We start from the raw sequence: 23,344 nt of genomic DNA, 5'->3' as shown, positions 1-23,344 counted from the left end.
TTGTTAATATATTGTAAACATCCTTCATCCTATTTTTCAGTTGCTGATTTCGGTAAAACAACTGTAAACGTTGTCCCTTCTCCAACTTCACTATCTACTGTAATCGTACCTTGATGCGCCTCAACTAAATGCTTTACGATCGACAATCCAAGGCCGGTACCACCAGTATTTCTACTTCTTGCTTTATCCACCCGGTAGAAACGTTCAAAAATACGCGGAATTTCCTCTTTACTAATACCAATTCCAGTATCCGATACTTTTATATAAGCATTATATTTATCTTCCGCTAACTCTACTGAAACAACGCCTCCAGCCGGTGTATATACGATTGCGTTATTAATTAAATTAATAAAGATTTGTTTCAAACGACTTGGATCTCCAATAACAGAGGCACGTTTTAATACATTAACTTGTAAAGAGATTTCTTTTTCTCCTGCTTTATTATCAAGTACCATATGAATATCTTCAAGCAGCCCCTTCATATCAACGGTTCCCATATTTAATTTAAATCCTTGTTGTTCGATCTTCGACAAATCTAATAAATCTTCAATTAATCCTTGCATGCGCTCACTTTCTTTTAAAATAATGTGCAAGAAATGTTCGCAGAATTTTTTATTATCCATCGCTCCGTCTAAGAGTGTTTCTGAAAAACCTTTAATAGAAGTAATCGGTGTCTTTAATTCATGAGAAACATTCGCTAAAAAGTCTTTTCTCATTTGTTCTAATTTCTTTAACTCTGTTATGTCATGGAATACGAGAACAATCCCTTTCCATTCATGGTTTGTCCCGATAATCGGCGCTCCATATACTTCGAAATGCTTCCGTTCAATTCCAAGTGGCAATAACATTTGTTTACGCACTTTCACTTCTGTCATAAAGATTTCTTCTACAAGCTCAATAATTTCTGTATGATGAAACGATTCATAATATAAGCGATCTAAATATTCTTCATCTGTTACGTGGAAAGTTTCCTTATAAGAGCGGTTTACAAGGTTTATATATCCTCGGCTATCAATTAAAATCATTCCGCTTCCCATATTTTCAATTAACGTATGCAGACGATCTTGCTGCATTTCTTGTTCAAGTGTCATCTCTTGTAAATTTCGAGCTAAAATATTAATCGCTTTACTCAGCATTCCAGTTTCATCCGAATGACTTTCGTATGCACGTGCTTTATAATTGCCCTTTGCCAATTCAATTGCAACTTTCGTAACCGATTCAATTGGCCTAATATATTGCCCTGTAATTTTCATACCTAAAAATACAACTACGAGACAAGCAATGACAAATCCGATAATTAATAATCCCCACGTTTTTTGATGTACGTCTCTTAAAGGATCAATTATACTTTTCACCAAAATGTATCCTTGTTTTCCTTCTACATCTTGAACGAACACCGCATGATAAAATTCATTCTTTCGATCCGTTTCTTTCGTAATCACTTTACTTCGTTGTTTTGCCACTTCCGAAGAAAGTTCTTTAATCGTCTCTGGACTAAATGCCAATTCTTGTCCTTTTCTATATTGAACTTTCTTTTTTTCATCCAAAAATACGATAGAAGCTGGTATTTTTTCTTCTAACTTTTCAAATATGTATGGGTTTTTTAAGACATTATCAAAACCTTGCTCTTCTGCTAACGTCGCAACATACTCTGTCTCTTTTACCATTCTCTCTTTAGCATGATCTATATAGTAGTTTTCAAACACAGTTTCTAGTAATAAACCTAGTCCAACTAAAATAAATACAATAAGAGAAACAAATGTAAAAAGAAGCCTGGAACGAAATTTATTCATTCCCTTTTGGCTCCTCTAATTTATATCCTAAACCACGTATCGTTTTAATGTACGTCGGTTTTTTCGTATTTTGTTCAATTTTATCGCGCAAATGGCTAATATGAACATCAACAATTCGTGTATCACCAGCAAAATCGTAATTCCATACAGCACTTAGTAATTGATCACGTGTCAACACGCGACTTTTATTTTTCGCAAGATACACAAGTAGTTCAAATTCTTTTGGTGTTAATTCAAGCTTTCTTCCTTGGAAATAAGCCTCATAAAATTCCGGTAAAATTTTAAGTTCTGCAATTGTGATGCTATCTTCATCTGGCGCTTCTGCAACTTGTTCTTCTTGTTGTAATTTCGTACGACGCAAAATCGCCTTCACACGAGCAACAACTTCTCTTGGACTAAATGGCTTTGTCATATAATCATCCGCCCCAAGTTCAAGGCCTAGCACCTTATCAAACTCATCATCTTTTGCCGTTAACATTAAAATCGGCGTCATAACGCGCTGCAATCGTAATTCTTTACACACTTCCATACCATCCATTTTCGGAAGCATTAAATCTAATATAATTAAATCTGGGCGTTCTGTTGTCGCTTTTTGAAGCGCCATTTCTCCATCCATCGCTGTTATAACTTCAAACCCAGCTTGTTGTAAATTAAATTCGATTAAAGTTAAGATAAATTCCTCATCATCAACTACTAAAATACGATTGTTCATTCTTTTCCTCCAAGTTATAGACTTGAAACCTTCTTCATCCTAGTATTTTCCCCGTTATTCTCATCATACTAGAAAACAAGGTCCCTCTCAATATAATTGTCTATTCATGGATATCGTTTGTGTAGAATTGAGAAAATAGAAGTAATTACGATTCACCTGCAACTACACAGGATTTTGCCAAACTTTATAGATTGCTCTCTCTTCTTTAAAGCTCACTTCCGTATGAACTATAAAATCTTGATTTTGTGCTAGGAAAAACGAAAGAGCATACGCTATTTTATAATCTGGTGTTTCATATCCATCAAATACTCTCCCGTACATTTCATTCGCAACCCCGTCTGCCCACACTTCAGCTTCTCTTACCGTTTCAAAGATCACGTCTTCTCTTTTCCACCTCACCTAAAAAACCACTCCTTTAATTGACTTCAATTACCGATAATTATATTATTAATCTTAATATATAAATTAATAATATAAAGAGGTCTATTATGCGACTAATACTATCCATTCTATCTTTAGCAGTCACATGTATCCTTACTTTTAACGCTCCGAGCTGGGATACGATTAAAACGGGGTGCTCAGAATTTGCTGAAGGGTTCAAAGAAGGGTTCTTCAACTAAAAATAGCGCTAGCATCCTTATTAAAGGTATGCTAGCGCTATTCATATTTTCATCTTTTTAAAAATTATCTAATGCTTTTTCCATAATAGAAACTGATTTAAAAGGTGGCGTTACTGTTAATGAACCTTTCACAACAGTTTCTCCTTTTTCATCATGAGCAGATACAAGCATATCAATTGTATGTTCCTCCTCAGAAACAGCCACAACTTCAAAGTGGATTTGTAACGTTTCATAATGGTGAACATGTTTCACGAATGTAAGGTCCTTTCTCGTAATATGACTTCCTGGACCCGGTAAATATTTCGTAACCGCCGTTGTAATCATTCCCGTTAGCATAATGCTTGGTACAATCGGCTTTTCATACGGAGTTTGGGATGCGTAATCATGCTGAATATATAATGGATTGGCATCATTCGTTAACCCTAAGTACAATAACAAATCTTTATCCTCAATTTTTTCAGTGATAGATAATTTCTCTCCTACTGTAATTTCATCCATTTTACGACCAATTTGAACTTTTTTCTTTAACATGTTACAACCCCCTCCGATTTTTTCACCTTATTATCCTACTAAAAGCGATACCTTATCCGAAATTTACTATGATGAGGGCAATGTATAGTATAAATCTACAGTTTCATTATAGGATATTACAAATGATAGCGTTTTCATATTATTTCAAAAAAACAATTCGGTAAATAGTAGAAAAAGATTCGGAATCCCGAATCTTTTTCACTACTATTCAATTATTAAACAAGAACTTTCATTACATTACGTACAGATTCTACAGAGCGATCTAACGCTTCTTTTTCATCTGCAAGAAGTTCTAATTCAATAATTTTTTCAATTCCGTTACCACCTAGAATTACTGGTACCCCTAAGTAAAGGTCACTATAACCATACTCACCTTCAAGGTACGCAATAGCTGGTAATATACGGCGTTGATCTTTTAAGATTGCTTCTGTCATTTCAACTAAAGAAGCTGCTGGTGCGTAATATGCACTACCGTTTCCTAATAAGCCTACAATCTCACCGCCACCTTTACGTGTACGTTCTACGATTGCTTCTAAACGCTCTTTCGGAATTAACGTTTCTAACGGAATACCGCCTGCATAAGAATAACGCACAAGAGGTACCATGTCGTCACCGTGTCCGCCAAGAACAAATCCTGTAATGTCTTTTACAGAAAGATTTAATTCTTGTGCGATGAATGTACGGAAACGAGCTGTATCTAATACACCCGATTGGCCGATTACACGCTCTTTCGGGAATCCTGCTTCTTTAAATACAGAATATGTCATTGCATCAACTGGATTTGTTAACACAACAATAATTGCATTTGGTGAATATTTTGCAATGTCGCGCGTAATACTTTTCATAATTTTAGAGTTTGTTGCTACTAAGTCATCACGGCTCATACCAGGCTTACGTGCAATACCTGCTGTAATAACGACAACGTCAGAATCAGCAGTATCTGCGTAATCAGATGTTCCAATAATGTTAGCATCAAAACCTTGTACTGGGCTCGCTTCTAACATATCTAACGCTTTCCCTTTTGTTGGATTTTCCAGTTGTGGAATGTCCACTAATACAACATCTGCAAGTTCTTTTTGTGCTAATAAGAATGCCGTTGTTGCTCCTGTAAATCCTGCACCGATGACTGAAACCTTCTTGCGTTTGATTGTCATAATTTACCCCCCGCTTTAATTATGCGTTTTTGATTATCGCTACATCCATGTTTTTAATAAGTTCATTAGCGAACTCAGAACATTTCACTTCTGTTGCACCTTCCATTAAGCGTGCGAAATCATAAGTTACTACTTTTGAAGCAATTGTTTTCTCAACAGAAGCAGTTACTAATTTCGCAGCTTCGTTCCATCCTAAGTGTTCTAATAATAATACACCTGAAAGAAGAACAGAAGATGGATTTACTTTATCTAAACCTGCATATTTTGGAGCTGTACCGTGTGTAGCTTCAAAGATAGCATGTCCAGTCACATAGTTAATGTTTGCACCAGGTGCAATACCAATTCCACCTACTTGTGCAGCAAGTGCATCAGAGATATAGTCACCATTTAAGTTCATTGTTGCAACAACATCGAACTCACGTGGACGAGTTAAAATTTGTTGTAAGAAGATGTCTGCAATAGAATCTTTTACGATGATTTTTCCAGCCACTTCAGCGTCTGCCATCGCTTTATTCGCTGCATCTTTACCATCTTTTTCAACGATACGATCGTATTCAGCCCAAGTAAATACTTTGTCGCCGAATTCTTGTTCCGCTACTTCGTAACCCCAGTTTTTGAAAGCACCTTCTGTAAATTTCATAATGTTTCCTTTATGAACTAATGTAACAGAAGAGCGTTTTTCGTTAATTGCATATTGAATTGCAGCACGAACAAGACGCTTTGTCCCTTCTTCTGAAATTGGCTTAATACCAATACCAGATGTTTCTGGGAAGCGGATTTTATTAACACCCATTGCTTCTTTTAAGAAAGCAAGAACTTTTTCTGCTTCTGGAGATCCTTGCGCATATTCAATTCCAGCATAAATGTCTTCTGTATTTTCACGGAAAATAACCATATCAGTATCTTCCGGACGTTTTACAGGTGAAGGAACACCTTCAAAATAACGAACTGGACGTAGACATACATATAAATCTAATTCTTGACGAAGTGCTACGTTTAGAGAACGAATACCACCGCCAACTGGAGTTGTAAGTGGACCTTTAATCGCGATTAAATATTCACGAATTAAGTTTAAAGTTTCTTCTGGTAACCACTCGCCTGTTTGGTTGAATGCTTTTTCCCCTGCAAGCACTTCTTTCCAAACGATTTTCTTCTCACCATCATAAGCTTTTTCAACTGCTGCTTCTAGTACGCGAGATGCAGCTGCCCAAATATCAGGACCAATTCCATCTCCCTCGATAAATGGAATAATCGGATTGTTTGGTACATTCATAACACCATTAGTTACAGTAATTTTTTCACCTGTCGTCAATGTGATAACCCCCATGTTTGAAATTTCATATGTATGAAACTGAGGGAATAACCCCTCAGTTCAAACCGTTAGTCAAATTAAAATATTCTAATCATTACATCTTTCCGAAAAAATCAGACTTTTGAAAGCGTATTTTCACTATCAAAATAGTGTTATTCGCTTATCGTTGTGCAATTGGAACATACACTTGATGCGTTGGTCCATTATAATCAGCACGCGGACGAATTAAACGGTTGTTTTCATATTGTTCTAGAATATGAGCTAACCAGCCTGACATACGGCTAATTGCAAAAATAGGTGTAAATAAGTCATGGTCAATTCCTAAACAATGGTATACAGAAGCTGAATAGAAATCAACATTTGGTGGAAGACCTTTTTCTTTTGTTACAATGTCTTCAATTTTGATAGACATATTATACCATTTCTCTTCTCCTAAAAGCACGCATAATCTCTTAGACATTTCACGTAAGTGTTTTGCACGTGGATCACCCTGCTCATACACACGGTGGCCAAAGCCCATGATTTTCACTTTATTTTGAAGAGCATTATGAATATATGACTCTACATTTTCTTCTTCACCAATCTCAGTTAACATCTTCATTACATTTTCATTTGCCCCACCGTGAAGAGGACCTTTTAATGCACCGATTGCTGCTGTAATACCAGAATATACATCTGAAAGTGTAGCTACGCAAACACGTGCAGTAAATGTAGAAGCGTTTAACTCATGATCTGCATGAAGTACAAGCGCCTTATCAAAAGCTTCAATTTCAACTTCATTTGGCTCGCGATCATTTAACATGTACAAGAAGTTTGCAGCTAATGATAAATCCTTTCTTGGCTCAACAATATCTAAACCTTTACGGATTCTCGCGTAAGCAGCAACTAAAGTTCCTACTTGCGCCTGTAATTTAACCGCTTTCAAATAATTGGACTTTTCGTCCATAATTTCAGCGCTCTCATCGTATAATGATAGCATGGAAATTGCAGTTCGTAAAACAGACATCGGATGTGCAATTTTTAAATCTACTTGTTTCAAATATGTTAAAATCTCACCTGGAACTTTATAGTATTCTGATACAATTTCATTAAATTCCGCTAGTTCTTTTTCATTAGGAAGCTTGCGGTGCCATAATAAGTACACTACTTCTTCAAACGTAGCATTCTCAGCTAAATCATCAATATTATACCCAACATAAGTTAATGTATCATCAATAATAGAGCTCACAGATGATGTTGTTGCTACTACCCCTTCTAAACCTCGAATAACAGTCATGACATTCTCTCCTTTTCCTGAAAATTCTCCCAACCTTGCTCCTTATATCTATTTGCTCCCCTTATGAATTATGAACGCCCGTTCACTCTTTAGGCAAGCAAAATGCACGATCATGCAAATTTGTTGCGATGTTCCCCTCTTATTGTCCATTGTTTACATGGAAAGCATGAGCGTGAATGTCTCCCCGAATCCTCACGCTCAAAACAACAAGTTAGTGAGGAAAATACATTCCGAAGAGTTTTATGATAAAAACAACATAAAACAATATCATTATAAAATTGTTTTATGTTGTTTTTATTTTATCTGGTGTAAAGTCTCTGCTGTTATGTAACTTTTCAAAGTTTCTAATCCTATTATAAACAATTATCTGACTTTTGTGAACAGAAAGAATTCAAAAATTTTATATTACTATAAAATTCCTTATTTAAACATTTGTATAATACTCATAACCGCATAGGCAATTCCAGCCCCAATTAACGGACCAACAGCAACCCCATTAAATAGCGCAACCGCTATAATTGTCCCAAAAACAAGCGCAGTTGTAATGTGGGGATCCGTTGTCAACAATTGTACGCCGCCTTTCGCTAACAAAGCGACCGCTACACCTGAAGCTAAAGCAATCCACGCATAATAAGATTTTGCCGCTTCTCCAAGTTGTTTAAAACCTATTTCCCCCGTCGCAATCGGTACGAGCACCGCTATTGTAATGACCGTTACACCTAGGTTAATTCCTTTCGTTTGTAAATAAGGAAAGACCTTATCTCCTAAAAACGTAAACTTCAATAAAAATAACACACCAATAGCCACAGTAAGCGATTGGTTTTTCGCAATAAGTCCTATAATAAGTAGTATGAATAAAAATAACGTTGACTGACTAATCATGTTTGCACTTCCTTTCTGAAAATAATGAACTCATTTCCAAACAAAAATACCTTTAAACCTATCGTTATACATGATATATCGATGCCTATTCAACATGAATCACTTCATTTTTTATGTATTTTAAAATGATAAATTGAGACTTTCACCATAAAAATTTAAGCGTGTATACATTTTAAAAAACAGACGTCTCTTCTTTCTTTTCTAATTAGAAACAGGTAAAATAAAAAGAAGAGAAAATGAAGTTTTTACCATATAGTAGAAGCATCAACACCAAGCTTTCACAGTCACTCACATACTGAAAAAGCAGGAAAAATCCATCATTCCACTATAACATAAAGTGAAACTTTAATCAGTGGGGCACACTCGTTATAAGTTGAACGAATTAGGATAATCCAAATTGGAATGGGAGGTATACATCTTTGAACCGAAACTTACTATATATGATATTGCGACTCATATTTGTCATTGTAGCAACGGTAGCTGGGTTCTATGTATTACTATACATGTCAGGGCTTATCTATCCTTTTATTATCGCTTTTGCATTTGCTTATTTGATTAATCCTGTCGTCAATTTCCTTAATCAAAAACTACAATTTCCTCGCGCACTAGCAGTACTCGTTAGCTTAATTCTCGTATTTGGAGCTATCGTTGGACTTGTTACATATCTTGTGACTGAAGCAATATCTGCCACAACATACTTACTACAACTTGTTACAGTAAAGTTTCCAGATATCGTTACATTCGCTCAGCAATTTGCACTTAATCATATTATGCCTCTCTACGATGATTTAATCTCTAAATTTAATCATCTTGGAGAACCACAGCGCTATACAATTACACAAAACATTCAAAACTTAGGAACAGAAGCGACAACACAAATGAAAGAACTTTTAACCGCCATTATAAGCGGGTTAACGAATTTCATTAGTGCACTGCCAACAACTTTAACTGTCCTTGTATTCATTTTATTAGCCACTTTCTTCATTAGTTACGATTGGCACCGTCTTGCTCAGAAAGCAAGAAAATTGCTACCGAATCGTGTACATGGCTATGGAAAAACTATTTTTGTCGACTTAAGAAAAGCTTTGTTTGGTTTTGTGAAAGCACAACTTACACTCGTATCTATGACAACTGTCATTGTACTAATCGGGCTTTTAATATTACGCGTACCATACGCCATTACTATCGCGATTATTACAGGGGTTGTAGATTTACTACCATATTTAGGAACAGGCGCAGTCTTTGTTCCATGGGTTATATACGTATTTTTCACTGGCGATACCGCATTCGCCATTGGTCTTCTCATTTTATACATCGTCGTGATTGTCCAAAGACAAATTATGGAGCCGAAAGTACTTTCATCTAACATCGGTCTCGATCCATTAGCAACACTCGTCGCTCTATTTGTCGGCTTTAAACTTTTTGGCTTTTTAGGATTAATCATCGGCCCAGTCACCTTAGTACTACTTAATACATTACACAAAGCTAATGTCTTCCATGACTTGTGGAAATATATTAAAGGTTCACCTTCAAAATAATAGTTTCTAATTCATACACAACAAAAAACTTACCTGTAATCAGTGGGAAATTCCCACTGATTATTCCTTGTACTTATTTTTCATACTTATTACATAAAACAAGAGAATTGCACTCAAAAAAGATAATTCTCTTGTTTTTTTGCATGAAAAACGCATATTCCGTGGTGTTTTTACATATTTATTCTATTTATTTTATAATTATCATTTACATTTATTACTTTTTATGTAAATGAATAAATATACAAAATAGCATAAAATAAGACTTCAACTAACAATCTCCGCCTTTTTATATGAATTTTTTACACCAATCGTTCCTCTATATAAGAAAGCAAAACTTTAATTTAGCAGTGTTTCCCTCCATCTTATTCATCTAAATTAATAGCACTAAAAAATCACAAGTTTAATCGAAGTACACACAAGAGTTCAAACGAAAATTATATAGCAAATATAATAAGCGAACGTTTTGTTCATCCCCACTCATCATTCACCCCACATCAGACACTTACGAGCAGCCCAGCTTTGAGATAGAAATCCCCCCCCACAAATAGCGCGGTAAAACAAAGCTTCAATCAGCAAGTTCCTCTCCTTTTACAAGACAAAAAAATAGCACTTAGATTTCTACAATCTAAGTGCTATTTCTGAATAATAATAGTAGAATTCTTTCTAAATTTCCATTCCATCCACTTCATAACAAGCGGCTTCAATAAAGCTCTCGTAATAGGGATCACGCAGATAAACCCTAGCATATCTGTCACATACCCAGGAAGCACTAAGAGAATACCTCCTACAAATACAAAAATACCATCTAGTACCGCCTCACCTGGCATTTCCCCTCTATTCAACTTAGATTGAATCTCTCCAAGCACTTTAAACCCTTGTCTTTTCGCCAAATACACACCTACAACACCTGTAAATACAATCATAGCGAACGTAGACCATAAACCTATTACATGACTTGATCCAATTAAGACCGTAATCTCAATCGCCGGTATTAAAATAAACAAGAATAGTAACCACTTCATAGTTCTACACCTCTCTCACATCTCACTTTTAACGCCCTCACAATGCCTATATACATCATATGAAATATAGATACCCTTTCATATTAAAACCCATAACAAACAGCTTTTAAAAGCAATTCTAGGCGCTTTAAGCTAATTTTATCTCGTTTTTGTGTAAAAAAAAGAGAAGGACTCCGATCCTTCTCTCCGTATTACTTATAGCACTTCCGCATGTCCATTATAAACAATTCCGCGTGCTGCATCAACTGTTACTTCTTGGCCATTTTTTAAAGTTGCTGTTACGCCGTTTACACCAACGATAACAGGAATACCGATTGATACACCTACAACAGCTGCATGGCTTGTTAAGCCACCTTCTTCTACAACTAAAGCTGCAGCTTTTTCGATTGCAGGAATCATATCTTTATCAGTGCTTGTTGTAACAAGGATATCACCTTCGTTTACGTTCGCTACAGCTTCAGCAGCTGTTTTTGCTACAACTACTTTACCTTTTGCAGCTTTACGACCGATTCCTTGTCCTTTAGCAATTTCTTCACCAACAACGTGGATTTTCATTAAGTTTGTTGTACCAGTTTCAGCAACTGGAACACCAGCAGTAATCACTACAGTATCTCCAAGTCCGATTAGGCCTGCATCCATACCTGTTTGAATTGCTGTATCTAACATTTCGTCAGTTGAAGCTGCGCGCTTCTCAGCCATAAATGCTTGTACACCCCAAACAAGTGCAAGACGACGTCCTACTTGCTCGTCAGATGTTACAGCTACGATTGGAGATTTTGGACGGTATTTAGAGATCATTTTCGCAGTATATCCACTTTCTGTTGGAGCTACGATTGCAGCTACATCAAGAGCAAGTGCTGTATGTGCAACAGATTGGCTAATTGCATCTGTAATTGTTGGAGTGAACTCTTTAATACGTTTTTTGAACATATCTTCATATTGTAATGATTTTTCAACACGTACCGCAATGTTAGCCATCATTGTTACTGCTTCTACTGGGTATTGTCCAGCAGCTGTTTCACCTGAAAGCATGATTGCATCTGTACCATCGAAGATTGCGTTAGCTACGTCACTTGCTTCCGCACGAGTTGGACGTGGGTTACGTTGCATAGAATCTAACATTTGTGTTGCAGTAATAACTGGTTTACCTAACACGTTACATTTTTTAATTAGACGTTTTTGTACTAACGGTACTTCTTCTGGTGGAATTTCTACACCCATGTCACCACGAGCTACCATTAAACCGTCAGAAACTTCTAAGATTGAATCGATGTTGTCGATACCTTCTTGGTTTTCGATTTTTGGTACGATTTGGATGTATTGAGCGTTATGCTCTTCTAATAATTCACGGATTTCTAATACGTCAGACGCTTTACGTACGAATGAAGCTGCAATGAAATCAACTTTTTGCTCGATACCGAAGATGATATCTTTTACGTCTTTTTCAGTGATACCAGGAAGCTTAATGCTTACGTTTGGTACGTTAACACCTTTTTTATTTTTTACAGTTCCGCTGTTAAGAACTTTTGTACGGATGTTTCCATCAGCTTTTTCGATTACTTCTAGTTCGATAAGACCGTCATCGATTAGAATACGAGAACCTGGGTCTACATCGTCATAAAGACCAGCATAAGATACAGAGAACTTCTCTGCAGTACCTAATACTTGCTCAGTAGAAAGAACTACTTCTGCACCTGTTACAAGCTCAGCTTGTCCGTCTACGAAGTCGTGAGTACGGATTTCTGGACCTTTTGTATCAAGTAAGATACCAACTGTTTTACCAGTTTTCTTTGAAGCTTCACGAATGTTTTTAATACGAGCTCCGTGCTCTTCATGGCTACCATGAGAGAAGTTTAAACGAGCAACGTTCATACCTGCTTCGATTAATTGCTCTAATTTTTCAATACTTTCACTAGCAGGACCTATAGTACATACAATTTTAGTTTTACGCATATTGCACCTCCGAAAATTATGAAACCGTTCCCAAATATCTGACATTACGCCGATTAGATGGATAATTCTTTAGATAATTGATACATGTCTTTATCGATTGTATGCTTTTGAGCTAACGCTTCGATAATGTCATGATCAACAAGTTTGTTATCTTGAATACCTACACAACGTCCGCCTTTACCAGCAATTAATAATTCAACTGCTCTTGCGCCAAGACGACTTGCTAATACACGGTCTTGTGCACTTGGTGATCCACCACGTTGTACGTGACCTAATACAGTTACACGAGTATCAAAGTTTGTTGCTTCTTCAATGTGCTTACCGATGTCAATTGCACTTCCAACACCTTCAGCTACAACGATAATACTGTGTTTTTTACCACGTTCACTACCACGCTTCAGACGAGCGATAACATCATCCATGTCATACTCTTCTTCTGGAATTAAGATCGTTTCCGCACCATCAGCTAAACCAGCCCATAATGCGATATCACCAGCGTGACGTCCCATTACTTCGATAACATATGTACGTTCATGAGATGTAGCTGTGTCACGAATTTTATCAATTGCATCAATAACAGTGTTTAAAGCTGTATCGAAACCAATTGTGAAGTCTGTTCCAGGGATATCATTGTCGATTGTACCTGGTACACCAACACATGGGAATCCTTGTTCAGTTAATTTTTTAGCGCCTTGGTAAGAACCATCTCCACCAATAACAACAAGTCCTTCGATACCGTGTTTCTTTAATTGCTCGATACCTTTTAGTCGTACTTCTGGATCTTTAAACTCAGGACATCTTGCTGTATATAATTTTGTACCACCGCGGTGGATAATATCGCCAACAGAACCAAGTTCTAATTTTTCAATGTGACCAGAAATTAATCCAGCGTATCCATGGTAAATACCATATACTTCAATATCATGGAAAATCGCTTTACGAACAACTGCACGAATGGCAGCATTCATACCAGGTGAATCTCCACCACTTGTTAATACACCAATACGTTTCATTTGTACTCACCTCATAAAGATTATTTGCCTTATAATAAAATAACACGAAAAAATATAAAAATACAATGGAGAAGATGTGTCTTTTCATAATAAAAACGTGCATTCGCGAAGTGGAACGCACGCTTTTCTTATTTTATCCAAATGGAAGCGTTTGAAAACGAAACTTGCCCAATTTTCATATATTTTTCATAACGTTTTTCGATTAATTCATCTTTCGAAATTCCGTTTAATTGTTCAAAAGTTTTTCGAATCATTAAGTCTATATTTTCTGACTGTTTCAAAATATTACGGTGAGCTCCGCCTCTTGCTTCTGGAATAATTTCGTCAATCACACCTAATTCTTTCAAATCTGCTGCTGTAATTTTCATTGCCTCTGCAGCTTCCTTTGCTTTTCCTGCATCTTTCCAAAGAATTGCCGCTGCACCCTCTGGTGTAATAACAGAATAAGTGGAATTTTCTAGCATATGAATGTAATCTCCAACTCCAAGGCCTAGCGCACCACCACTACCACCTTCGCCGATAACGATACAAATAACAGGTACCGTTAAACCTGCCATTTCAAATAAATTGCGGGCGATAGCTTCACTTTGACCACGTTCTTCAGCAGCTTTACCAGGATAAGCTCCTTTCGTATCAATAAAACAAATAATAGGACGATTGAACTTTTCCGCCTGCTTCATTAAACGTAATGCTTTTCGATATCCTTCTGGATGAGGCATTCCAAAGTTACGGCGAATATTTTCTTTCGTATCTTTTCCGCGCTGATGCCCAATTACAGTTACAGGCATCCCTTTATATTTCGCAATGCCGCCGACAATCGCTGCATCATCGCCAAATAGACGATCTCCATGACATTCGAAAAAATCAGTAAATAAGTGCTCAATATAATCGAGCGTTGTCGGTCGTTCTGCATGACGAGCAATTTGAACACGGTCCCATACTTTCAGATTGCCGTATATATCTTCCTCTAAATTTTCTAGCTTTTCTTCCAAAATACGAATCTCCTCACTGAAGTCCATCTGGCTATTTTTCGTATAGTCTTTCAGTTCACGAATCTTATTTCTTAGCTCAACAACTGGTTTTTCAAATTCTAGCTCTGCCATACAGCCATTTCCCCTCCTTGATGAACTTCTAAAATCTTGCGAAGTGATTCTCTCATATCATCACGATGCACCACCGCATCTAATTGACCATGATCTAGTAAGAATTCTGCCGTTTGGAAATCTTCTGGTAGTTTCTCACGCACCGTTTGTTCAATTACACGTCTACCAGCAAATCCGATAAGTGCACCTGGTTCTGCAAGATTATAATCACCAAGTGAAGCGAAACTCGCTGAAACCCCGCCCGTCGTTGGGTGAGTCATAACAGAAATAAATAATCCTCCTGCATTACTATGCTTTTTCAAAGCTACGCTTGTTTTTGCCATTTGCATTAAACTTAATATACCTTCTTGCATACGGGCACCACCCGAAGCAGTAAAGATAATAAATGGAACTTGTAAGTCGTACGCCTTTTCAACCGCACGGGCGATTTTTTCTCCTACTACAGAGCCCATGCTCCCCATTCGAAAACGAGAATCCATTACTGCAACAACAACAAGCATGTCATCAATTGTTCCTTCACCAGTTACAACCGCTTCGTTCAATTCAGTCTTCTTACGATCGCTCTCTAGTTTCTCTTCATAACCTGGAAACTCGAGTGGATTTAATGAAACCATTTCTTTGTCATACTCACGGAATGACCCTTCGTCCAATATACTATCAAGACGTTCCCATGCATTCATAGGATGATGATATCCACAATTCACACATACTTTTAAATTTTTTAGAAGTTCTTTCGTATACATGATTTTTTTACATTCCGGACATTTTGTCATAACGCCATCTGGTACATCTTTTCGTACTTGTTCTGAAGGTATTGCAGCGTACTTTTTCTTTTTCACGAATAAATCTCTTAGCACAATTTGACCCCCTTCGTTGAGAGCTAAGGTTAGCGTAAGAAGAAAATGGGGCTAACACCAAAGTTTGATGTTAGCCTTATCTTCTCAATCTGTCTAATAACCTCACTCTTTACGTTTAACTTTAACCGCTAAGCGGTAGAATGTTTGTCATAACGTGTCATGGTCATTTCGACAAATTTTATACATTACGAGTGAAACTGTATATTCTCTACTAATTCATCGTAAATTTTTAGTGCATCATTTTCTTGTTTTTCTTCCAAAGTAGCATAAAGCTTTCTATACATATCGATAGAATCTCTTGAAACTTTACAAGAAAGAGTTGCTACGTAATCATTTACGATCATCCAAATGCGATATAGTAAATAATTATCGACTTGTTCAATAAGTGTTTTAAAGAACGTTTGATGAAGCGTTGGGACTGAGCTTTCATTTCCTTCAAGTACTTGGTGTAATCTACTTAGTACTTTAGAAAACGTTTCTTTCGGTAAATTACATACAATTCGAATCATATCTTTCTCAAGTAATCGTTTCGTTTGTAATAAATCACGAATTGTTTTCTCATCTTGCAATAAGAACGGGGCAATTAATTGTACAAGACCGTTATCATAAAAGTTTCGAATAAACGTCCCTTCACCACGTCTCGTTTCAATCAATCCTACCAGTTCTAAAGCACGCAATGCTTCTCTTACAGAGGAACGTCCTACGTTTAAGCGTGAACTTAACTCACGCTCAGACGGCAAACGATCCCCCGCCACCAAACCATCCTCTTCCATAATGGAACGGATTTTTTTTACAATTTCGAGATATACTTTTGTATTTGATGATGTCAATGGAAATTCCTCGCTTATTCTTTACCAATCAGCGCTAATTGTTTTGTTTTTTCAGCGATCTCATTTGGATCTACTTGACGGCGAGCTACTCCTGTCTCCATTGCTGCTTTTGCAACGTAAGCCGCTACTTGAGGCGCTACACGCGCGTCAAATGGTGCCGGAATGATATAGTCTGCATTTAACTCATCTTCTGCTACAAGCTCAGCAATAGCCTGTACAGCTGCCATCTTCATTTCTTCGTTAATTTGTGTCGCATGTACGTCAAGTGCACCGCGGAAAATACCAGGGAACGCCAGTACATTATTTACTTGGTTCGGGAAGTCAGAACGACCTGTTCCAACAACAGCTGCGCCCGCTGCTTTTGCCAATTCTGGCATAATTTCTGGAACTGGATTCGCCATTGCAAAAATAATCGCATCGTCATTCATTGTACGAACCATCTCTTCTGTTAATGCACCTTCTGCAGATACACCAATGAATACGTCCGCACCTTGTACAACATCAGCTAAAGAACCTTCTATACGATTCTTATTTGTATATTTTGCAACTTCATCCTTCACCGGATTCATACCTGTAGGACGACCATCATAGATTGCGCCTTTACGGTCACACATAATAATGTCGCGTACACCATAGCGATATAAAAGTTTAATAATTGCAATACCTGCTGCACCTGCGCCATTTGCGACAACTTTAATGTCAGACATTTTCTTTCCAACTAATTTCAGTGCATTTACAAGACCTGCTACTGTTACAATAGCTGTTCCGTGTTGATCATCATGGAAGATAGGAATATTTGTTTCTTTTTTCAAACGCTCTTCAATAATGAAGCAGTTTGGTGCTGCGATATCTTCTAAGTTAACGCCGCCAAAAGTTGGCTCCATTAATTTTACAGTTTCAACAATTTTATCTACATCGTTTGTATTTAAGGCAATTGGGAATGCATCTACACCAGCAAAGCTCTTGAATAATACAGCTTTACCTTCCATTACTGGAAGAGATGCTTCAGGTCCAATGTTACCAAGACCAAGTACAGCTGTTCCATCTGTCACAACTGCTACCATATTTCCCTTCATCGTATATTCATATACCTTACTTTTATCGTCATAAATTTCTTTACAAGGTTCTGCAACCCCTGGAGAATATGCAAGACTTAAATCTTTTGCATTTTCTACTTTTACTTTTGATACAGTTTCTAATTTTCCTTGATGCACTTTATGCATGTGAAGTGCTTCTTCACGAAGTGTTGACAAACTATCCACTCTCCTCAAATTATTCTTGCTGATATCAATTTCTCCAAGTGGTCTGACCACGAACACTACTACTATAATAATCGAAGTGTAGGGAAATTGTCCATTATATTTTCACAACTACATTTTCTTCCCCGACAATTTCACGAAGTGCTCCTAAACATTCTTCACTTGGATGAATCGATAAACTCCGAGATAATTGTACCATTTTATGTTCCTTTTCATAATAAATTAGTACTTTCGCAAAACCTGAATAGTCGAACAATATTTTCGTAACCTGATTTAAAAGCTTTTTCTCATACTGAGACGGCAATTTCACGTAAACAGATGCATCTTTCTTTTCTTCATAAACATCCATTTCCTCTAGCGGATATAGTCCATTTACAATCCATTGCAGCTTATGATTTCTTAGCTCAATCGTACCGTCAACTAAAACAATTGCTCCTTCTTGCAACTTATCCGAGAAATGTATATACGTTTCCGGGAAGAGGACCGCTTCCATTTCATCATTTTGATCACAGAATGTAATAAATGCCATCTTTTGAAACTTTTTCGTACGAATCACTCTCACACTTGTTATATATACAATAGCTCTTTGTACTTTTTTCTTGTGTCGCATCGCCTGAGCGAGAGATGGAATTTCTAATTCTTTTGCTAACTTCACATATTGCGCTGTCGGATAACTTGATAAATAAAAGCCAAGCGCTTCCTTCTCTTTGTTTAGTTGTTCAATAAAAGATAACTCTTCTCCTTGTACATATTTTGATTTTGGAACAGCATCTCCTAAATCACGTGCGAGATTCGCGTACTCTAACGCCCCTTTAATACTTTTCCATAAATTCGTTCTCGAAACACCAAAATCGTCAAAACATCCCGACCAGACGAAAGCTTCTAAATTACGCTCCGTTACGAACTTTGACGGCATACGAAGACAAAATTCAAATAAATCTTCGAACATTTTTTTCTCTCGTTCTTCTAATAATGCCGTCACTGTAGCCATTCCAATATTTCGGATCGAAAGTAAACTGTAACGTATCGCATTCCCTTCTATTTGGAAGTTGTAGCCACTCCTCTGAAGAGACGGTGGCAAAACGTGAAAACCTTTCCGCTTCGTTTCTCGTATATACTGTACAATCTTATCTTCATTTCCAATTGCGCTTGATAATAATGCCGTCATAAATTCCAGCGTATAATTCGCTTTCAAATAGGCAAGCTGATATCCGATCATACTGTAAGCTACAGCGTGACTTCGGTTAAAACCGTAATTCGCAAATCTTACAATTAAATCGTAAATTTTCTCTGCGGATGTCTCATCATAACCATTTCGCAAACATCCTTGGACGAAATGCTTACGTTCCTGATCTAAAATATCACGATTTTTTTTACTCACCGCACGGCGCAGTAAATCTGCTTCTCCGAGCGAAAAACCAGCTAACTTCGATGCAATTTGCATAATTTGTTCTTGGTATACAATGACGCCGTATGTTCTTTCTAAAATTGGCTTTAAATCCGGATGTAAATATTCAATTTTTCTTTTTCCATGTTTCGATTCAATAAAAGTCGGTATCTGTTCCATCGGTCCTGGTCTATATAACGAGTTAACAGCTACGATATCTTCAAACTCATTCGGTTTTAACCCGCGAAGTACATTTCGCATACCACCCGACTCAAGCTGGAATACACCTGTTGTATCCCCTCTCCCTAATAATTGGAACGTCTTTTCGTCTTGAAGAGGTAAGTTTCTTATATCGATTTCTTTCCCTGTTTTGTTCGCGATAAATTTTATAATATTTTCAAGTAACGTTAAATTACGTAATCCTAAAAAGTCCATCTTAAGCAAACCAAGTTCTTCTAGCGCATCGGCTGGATATTGCGTAACATAAACATCGTTATGTCCTTCTTGAATTGCTACACTTCCTGTTAGCGGTTCTTGACTCATAATAACACCAGCCGCATGAATAGACGTATGACGTGGTAAACCTTCTACACGTTTTGCGATTTCAAATACACGCTCATGCAGAAGATTCCCTTGTATAAACTCACGAAGTGATTGTGATTCTTCATATGCATCTTTTAACGTTATACCAAGCTTTGATGGAATAAGTTTTGAAAATATATCAATATCTCGCGGCGGAAGCCCCATTACGCGGGCAATGTCTCTAATTGCCGCTTTTGCTGCAAGCGTACCAAACGTTACAATTTGCGCAACACGGAGCTGACCGTATTTATCTTTCACATAGCGAATCATCTCATCACGTCTTACGTCTGGAAAATCAATATCAATATCGGGAAGCGTCACACGTTCAGGATTTAAAAACCTTTCAAATAATAGATCGTATTCAATTGGATCAATATCTGTAATTTCTAATACGTATGAAACGAGTGAACCAGCTGCCGATCCACGACCTGGTCCTGTTAGAATATGATTTTCATGTGCATACTTCATAAAATCCCATACGATGAGGAAATAATCACTAAATCCCATACGAGAAATAACATTTAATTCATGATCCAAACGCTTTATATGCACTTCTTTCGGTTCACCATATCGTTTCCGCAAACCTTCTTCACAAACACGACGCAAGTATATATCACTCGTTTCATTAGACGGAACAGGAAACTTCGGAAGTTGATTTACATGGAACGGTATTTCTACTTGGCAACGCTCTGCAATTTTTATTGTATTTTGGATTGCTTCCGGCGCATGGGAAAATAGTGCTTCCATTTCATCCGATGACTTTAAATAATACTGATCTGTTTTCAGCCTCGGCCTATCTGGATCAGTCATTTTCGTTCCACTTTCAACAGATAGTAAACATTCGTGAACAAGCGCGTCACTTTGATTGATATAGCGCACATCGTTTGTTGCAACGACTGGAATATTAACCCTACTAATAAATTCAGGTAGTTTCTCTTGTAAAAGCAACTCATCTTGAATCGCATGATGCTGCAAACTCATATAAAAATGGCCAAACATATTTTGATACGTGCGAGCTACTTCTTCAGCCTGACTCTCATTGTCTTCTAGTAATAATTGCTCAATTTCGCCATCTTTACCTGGTGAAATTGCAATTAATCCTTTCGCATAATGCGCAAGCCACTTCTTAGGAATACCTTCTTTGGACTTTGTCATAATACTGCTAGAAATCTTTAATAAATTTTGGTAGCCTATTTCATTCTCAGCAAGTAATACAAGCGGATAAGACCTTTCTTCTTCTTCACTAAAAATAGAAGCGGTTAATCCAATAACGGGCTGTATACCATGTTTCTTACATGCTTTATAAAACGGAATAACGCCATACATAACATTTTCATCCGTAATAGCCAGCGATGAAAAACCGAGTTCTTTCGCCCTGACTACAAGCTCATCAATTTTACAAGCACTTTTTAATAAACTAAAAACGGTTTGACATTGTAAATGCACAAACTTCACTGTTGTACCCTCTCTTTACCTATTTGACTACTTTTATTATAGGTGATGAGGAAAGCGGAAATCAAAACATACTTCTTATACTTTGTCCATATATATGAAGAAGAAAGGGGAATGACGATGGATGTAAGAGAACATACTTTTTTCTCTCTGCTTATTATTAGTTATTTTATTGCCTTTGGGGTTATACTTGGCGGTTCATTAATTGGTGGATTTGGTGCGTTTCTTATCGGAAAACCAGCTCTAACTTACATTAATCAATTCGCCCAAAATTTAAGAATTTGGGCACTCGTTGCAGCAATCGGCGGAACATTCGATACCTTTTATAGCTTTGAAAGAAGTTTCTTTGGCGGAGATATGAAAGATATCGTAAAGCAAATTCTCCTTATTTTTTTCGCAACTGGTGGTATGCAAACAGGTCTCATTATTATTAAATGGCTAACGCAGGAACATGTATGAGAGTACCAAGTGCCAATACAGCAAAAAGATGGTACTTAGTATTAGCTGGGGCTGCTGTTGGAGGCGTGTTGAGCTGGTTTATTTTTTTGTACATATACGGTGTTTTTCAAGAAGAACAAGCTAGTAAAATAGCAGAACAAAGAGAAATTATAGAAAAACAAGAAGCAAAGCTCCACGTCCTTCTCGAAGATCAAGAAAAATTGAACACTGAAAATAAACGGCTCTTAACCATTCAAGAGATTAAAATAAAACTTATTAATCGAGAAAAATACGATTTAGACAATCTCACACTCGAAAATATGACTACATCTATTCATAATGACCTCCAACATCTTTTAACGAAAAACATTCAAAGTATCGCAAAAAATAAAGACCTACTTAAAAAGGTAATCGAAAATAAAACGTACAAACATTACGATCGGCTATACCGTTTTAAAGTCGATACAATATCTTTTGATACAGTGCTTGAAATTAGCATTACTATAGAGAAAGAAAAATAAAGAAGGAGGGCTTTAGCGCCGCTCCTTCTTTTCGTTCTAACATATAGTCTCTTATTTACAAATCTCACGTAAATCAGCAAAAAGACGATCCGCTTCTTCCCAAGAAGATGCCTTCGCACCAGAAGCCATCGGATGCCCCCCGCCGTTATATTGCATTGCTAATTTGTTTATAACTGGTCCTTTTGAACGAAGACGAACACGAATTACGTCGTCTTCCTCTAAAAATAGAACCCACGCCTTTAATCCATCAATATTGCCAAGCGCTCCAACAACACCAGATGCTTCAGAAGGAAGTACATCAAACTCTTCTAATACTTCTTTCGTTAATTTAATGTAAGCTGCTCCTTCTTCTACCATCGTAAAGTTTTGTAAAATATAACCGTTTAAACGAGCAATTTTTTCTTTTGTCTTATACATCTCATTGTATAAATCTGTGAATTTCACACCCATGTCAACAAGCTCACTTACGTAACGAAGTGTTTTTGCTGTCGTATTCGGGAATAAGAAACGACCTGTATCTCCAACAATTCCTGCTAAAATAAGGCGGGCTGCTTCTTTTGTTATTTTTAATCCTTTATCTTTTCCATAGTTATAAAACTCATAAATCATTTCACTTGTAGAACTCGCTGTCGTATCTACCCACGTAATATCTCCATATGGATCTTCATTTGGATGATGATCAATTTTAATTAACATCTTCCCTTTTGTATAGCGTTGATCGTCAACACGTTCTTGATTCGCAGTATCACAAACAATAACAAGCGCATTTTCGTATACACTATCTTCAATATCATCCATTACTCGTAAGTATGCTAGTGACGGCTCATTGTACCCAACCGTATAAATATTTTTCTCTGGAAACGATTCTTGTAGAATTGTACCAAGACCCCCCTGTGAACCTAACGCATCTGGATCCGGACGCACGTGGCGATGAATAATAATTGTATCAAACTCTTTAATTGCTCCTAAAATTTGCTCATGCATATGTATAATCTCCTTTTTAATCAACTTCTTCACTTTATCCTCATTATAACGGAAAGTATTTCATACATGCGAACAATTGCTTTATAATAAAAGTTAGAAAGTTTAGATATTTCTTTTTCTTTTCT

Annotated in this window: 20 protein-coding genes; 3 read left to right on the top strand and 17 right to left on the bottom strand. The window is 36.9% G+C overall.

All coding sequences use genetic code 11. The features are described 5' to 3' along the window. Window positions 1-29: 29 nt before the first annotated feature. The 8 genes from phoR to IQ781_RS20015 all read right to left on the bottom strand — a co-directional run bounded on the left by phoR (window position 30) and on the right by IQ781_RS20015 (window position 8,280). Window positions 30-1,793 (bottom strand): sensory box histidine kinase PhoR, encoded by a 1,764-nt coding sequence (phoR, locus tag IQ781_RS20050; protein WP_001032102.1) that lies wholly within the window; start codon window positions 1,791-1,793, stop codon window positions 30-32. After that, window positions 1,786-2,505: a two-component system response regulator PhoP gene (phoP, locus tag IQ781_RS20045; protein WP_001065220.1), complete on the bottom strand. Its 720-nt coding sequence runs from the start codon at window positions 2,503-2,505 to the stop codon at window positions 1,786-1,788. The genes phoR and phoP overlap by 8 nt, the downstream gene beginning before the upstream one ends. A 162-nt stretch (window positions 2,506-2,667) precedes the next feature. After that, complete coding sequence (locus tag IQ781_RS20040; RefSeq protein ID WP_001267383.1) at window positions 2,668-2,904, bottom strand: hypothetical protein; 237 nt, start codon at window positions 2,902-2,904, stop codon at window positions 2,668-2,670. 278 nt (window positions 2,905-3,182) lie between these two features. Next, entirely contained in the window at window positions 3,183-3,656 is a 474-nt protein-coding gene (locus IQ781_RS20035) for a MaoC family dehydratase (protein ID WP_000914180.1), read from the bottom strand. A gap of 215 nt (window positions 3,657-3,871) precedes the next feature. Continuing rightward, complete coding sequence (mdh, locus tag IQ781_RS20030) at window positions 3,872-4,810, bottom strand: malate dehydrogenase (protein WP_000153241.1); 939 nt, start codon at window positions 4,808-4,810, stop codon at window positions 3,872-3,874. 19 nt (window positions 4,811-4,829) lie between these two features. After that, window positions 4,830-6,122 carry an NADP-dependent isocitrate dehydrogenase gene (gene icd, locus IQ781_RS20025; protein ID WP_000206898.1) on the bottom strand — a complete coding sequence of 431 codons (1,293 nt, stop codon included), beginning with the start codon at window positions 6,120-6,122 and terminating at the stop codon, window positions 4,830-4,832. Window positions 6,123-6,282: 160 nt separating this feature from the next. Then, window positions 6,283-7,431, bottom strand: coding sequence for a citrate synthase (gene citZ / locus IQ781_RS20020; protein ID WP_000503652.1), 1,149 nt, complete (start codon window positions 7,429-7,431; stop codon window positions 6,283-6,285). Window positions 7,432-7,818: 387 nt separating this feature from the next. Beyond that, on the bottom strand, window positions 7,819-8,280 hold the full coding sequence (locus IQ781_RS20015) for a DUF441 domain-containing protein (RefSeq protein WP_000625507.1): 462 nt from the start codon (window positions 8,278-8,280) through the stop codon (window positions 7,819-7,821). Between the two features lie 419 nt (window positions 8,281-8,699). On the opposite strand from IQ781_RS20015, the gene ytvI reads away from it, so the two are divergent. Next, the gene (gene ytvI / locus IQ781_RS20010; protein WP_001081388.1) at window positions 8,700-9,818 is read left to right on the top strand and encodes a sporulation integral membrane protein YtvI; all 1,119 of its coding nucleotides are present in this window, start codon (window positions 8,700-8,702) and stop codon (window positions 9,816-9,818) included. Between the two features lie 632 nt (window positions 9,819-10,450). Here the strand turns inward: ytvI and IQ781_RS20005 are convergent. The 8 genes from IQ781_RS20005 to dnaE all read right to left on the bottom strand — a co-directional run bounded on the left by IQ781_RS20005 (window position 10,451) and on the right by dnaE (window position 21,279). Beyond that, complete coding sequence (locus tag IQ781_RS20005) at window positions 10,451-10,840, bottom strand: FxsA family protein (protein ID WP_000871628.1); 390 nt, start codon at window positions 10,838-10,840, stop codon at window positions 10,451-10,453. Window positions 10,841-11,035: 195 nt separating this feature from the next. Next, a complete protein-coding gene (pyk, locus tag IQ781_RS20000; protein ID WP_001232673.1) occupies window positions 11,036-12,793 on the bottom strand; it encodes a pyruvate kinase in 1,758 nt (585 codons plus the stop codon). Between the two features lie 53 nt (window positions 12,794-12,846). Beyond that, window positions 12,847-13,806, bottom strand: coding sequence for a 6-phosphofructokinase (gene pfkA / locus IQ781_RS19995; protein ID WP_000821157.1), 960 nt, complete (start codon window positions 13,804-13,806; stop codon window positions 12,847-12,849). 128 nt (window positions 13,807-13,934) lie between these two features. Then, complete coding sequence (accA, locus tag IQ781_RS19990; protein WP_000818804.1) at window positions 13,935-14,909, bottom strand: acetyl-CoA carboxylase carboxyl transferase subunit alpha; 975 nt, start codon at window positions 14,907-14,909, stop codon at window positions 13,935-13,937. Next, complete coding sequence (gene accD / locus IQ781_RS19985) at window positions 14,897-15,766, bottom strand: acetyl-CoA carboxylase, carboxyltransferase subunit beta (protein WP_000942856.1); 870 nt, start codon at window positions 15,764-15,766, stop codon at window positions 14,897-14,899. The genes accA and accD overlap by 13 nt, the downstream gene beginning before the upstream one ends. A gap of 185 nt (window positions 15,767-15,951) precedes the next feature. Then, window positions 15,952-16,596 (bottom strand): FadR/GntR family transcriptional regulator, encoded by a 645-nt coding sequence (locus IQ781_RS19980; RefSeq protein WP_000204448.1) that lies wholly within the window; start codon window positions 16,594-16,596, stop codon window positions 15,952-15,954. A 14-nt stretch (window positions 16,597-16,610) separates the two neighbouring features. Then, window positions 16,611-17,819: an NADP-dependent malic enzyme gene (gene ystJ, locus IQ781_RS19975; RefSeq protein WP_161508111.1), complete on the bottom strand. Its 1,209-nt coding sequence runs from the start codon at window positions 17,817-17,819 to the stop codon at window positions 16,611-16,613. 133 nt (window positions 17,820-17,952) lie between these two features. After that, window positions 17,953-21,279, bottom strand: coding sequence for a DNA polymerase III subunit alpha (gene dnaE, locus IQ781_RS19970; RefSeq protein ID WP_000673728.1), 3,327 nt, complete (start codon window positions 21,277-21,279; stop codon window positions 17,953-17,955). A gap of 42 nt (window positions 21,280-21,321) precedes the next feature. On the opposite strand from dnaE, the gene IQ781_RS19965 reads away from it, so the two are divergent. Next, on the top strand, window positions 21,322-21,735 hold the full coding sequence (locus IQ781_RS19965; protein WP_002005839.1) for a YtrH family sporulation protein: 414 nt from the start codon (window positions 21,322-21,324) through the stop codon (window positions 21,733-21,735). Beyond that, complete coding sequence (ytrI, locus tag IQ781_RS19960; RefSeq protein WP_001265736.1) at window positions 21,732-22,235, top strand: sporulation membrane protein YtrI; 504 nt, start codon at window positions 21,732-21,734, stop codon at window positions 22,233-22,235. Before IQ781_RS19965 ends, ytrI begins: the two co-directional genes overlap by 4 nt. A 51-nt stretch (window positions 22,236-22,286) precedes the next feature. On the opposite strand, the gene IQ781_RS19955 is transcribed toward ytrI, so the two are convergent. Beyond that, window positions 22,287-23,219 carry a DHH family phosphoesterase gene (locus IQ781_RS19955; protein ID WP_000545136.1) on the bottom strand — a complete coding sequence of 311 codons (933 nt, stop codon included), beginning with the start codon at window positions 23,217-23,219 and terminating at the stop codon, window positions 22,287-22,289. Window positions 23,220-23,344: the final 125 nt, after the last annotated feature.

Source organism: Bacillus sp. N447-1, assembly GCF_022701035.1.
Taxonomy (GTDB): domain Bacteria; phylum Bacillota; class Bacilli; order Bacillales; family Bacillaceae_G; genus Bacillus_A; species Bacillus_A cereus.
The sequence above is the reverse complement of the archived record's forward strand: the minus strand, read 5'-3'. Positions and strand labels throughout refer to the sequence as shown.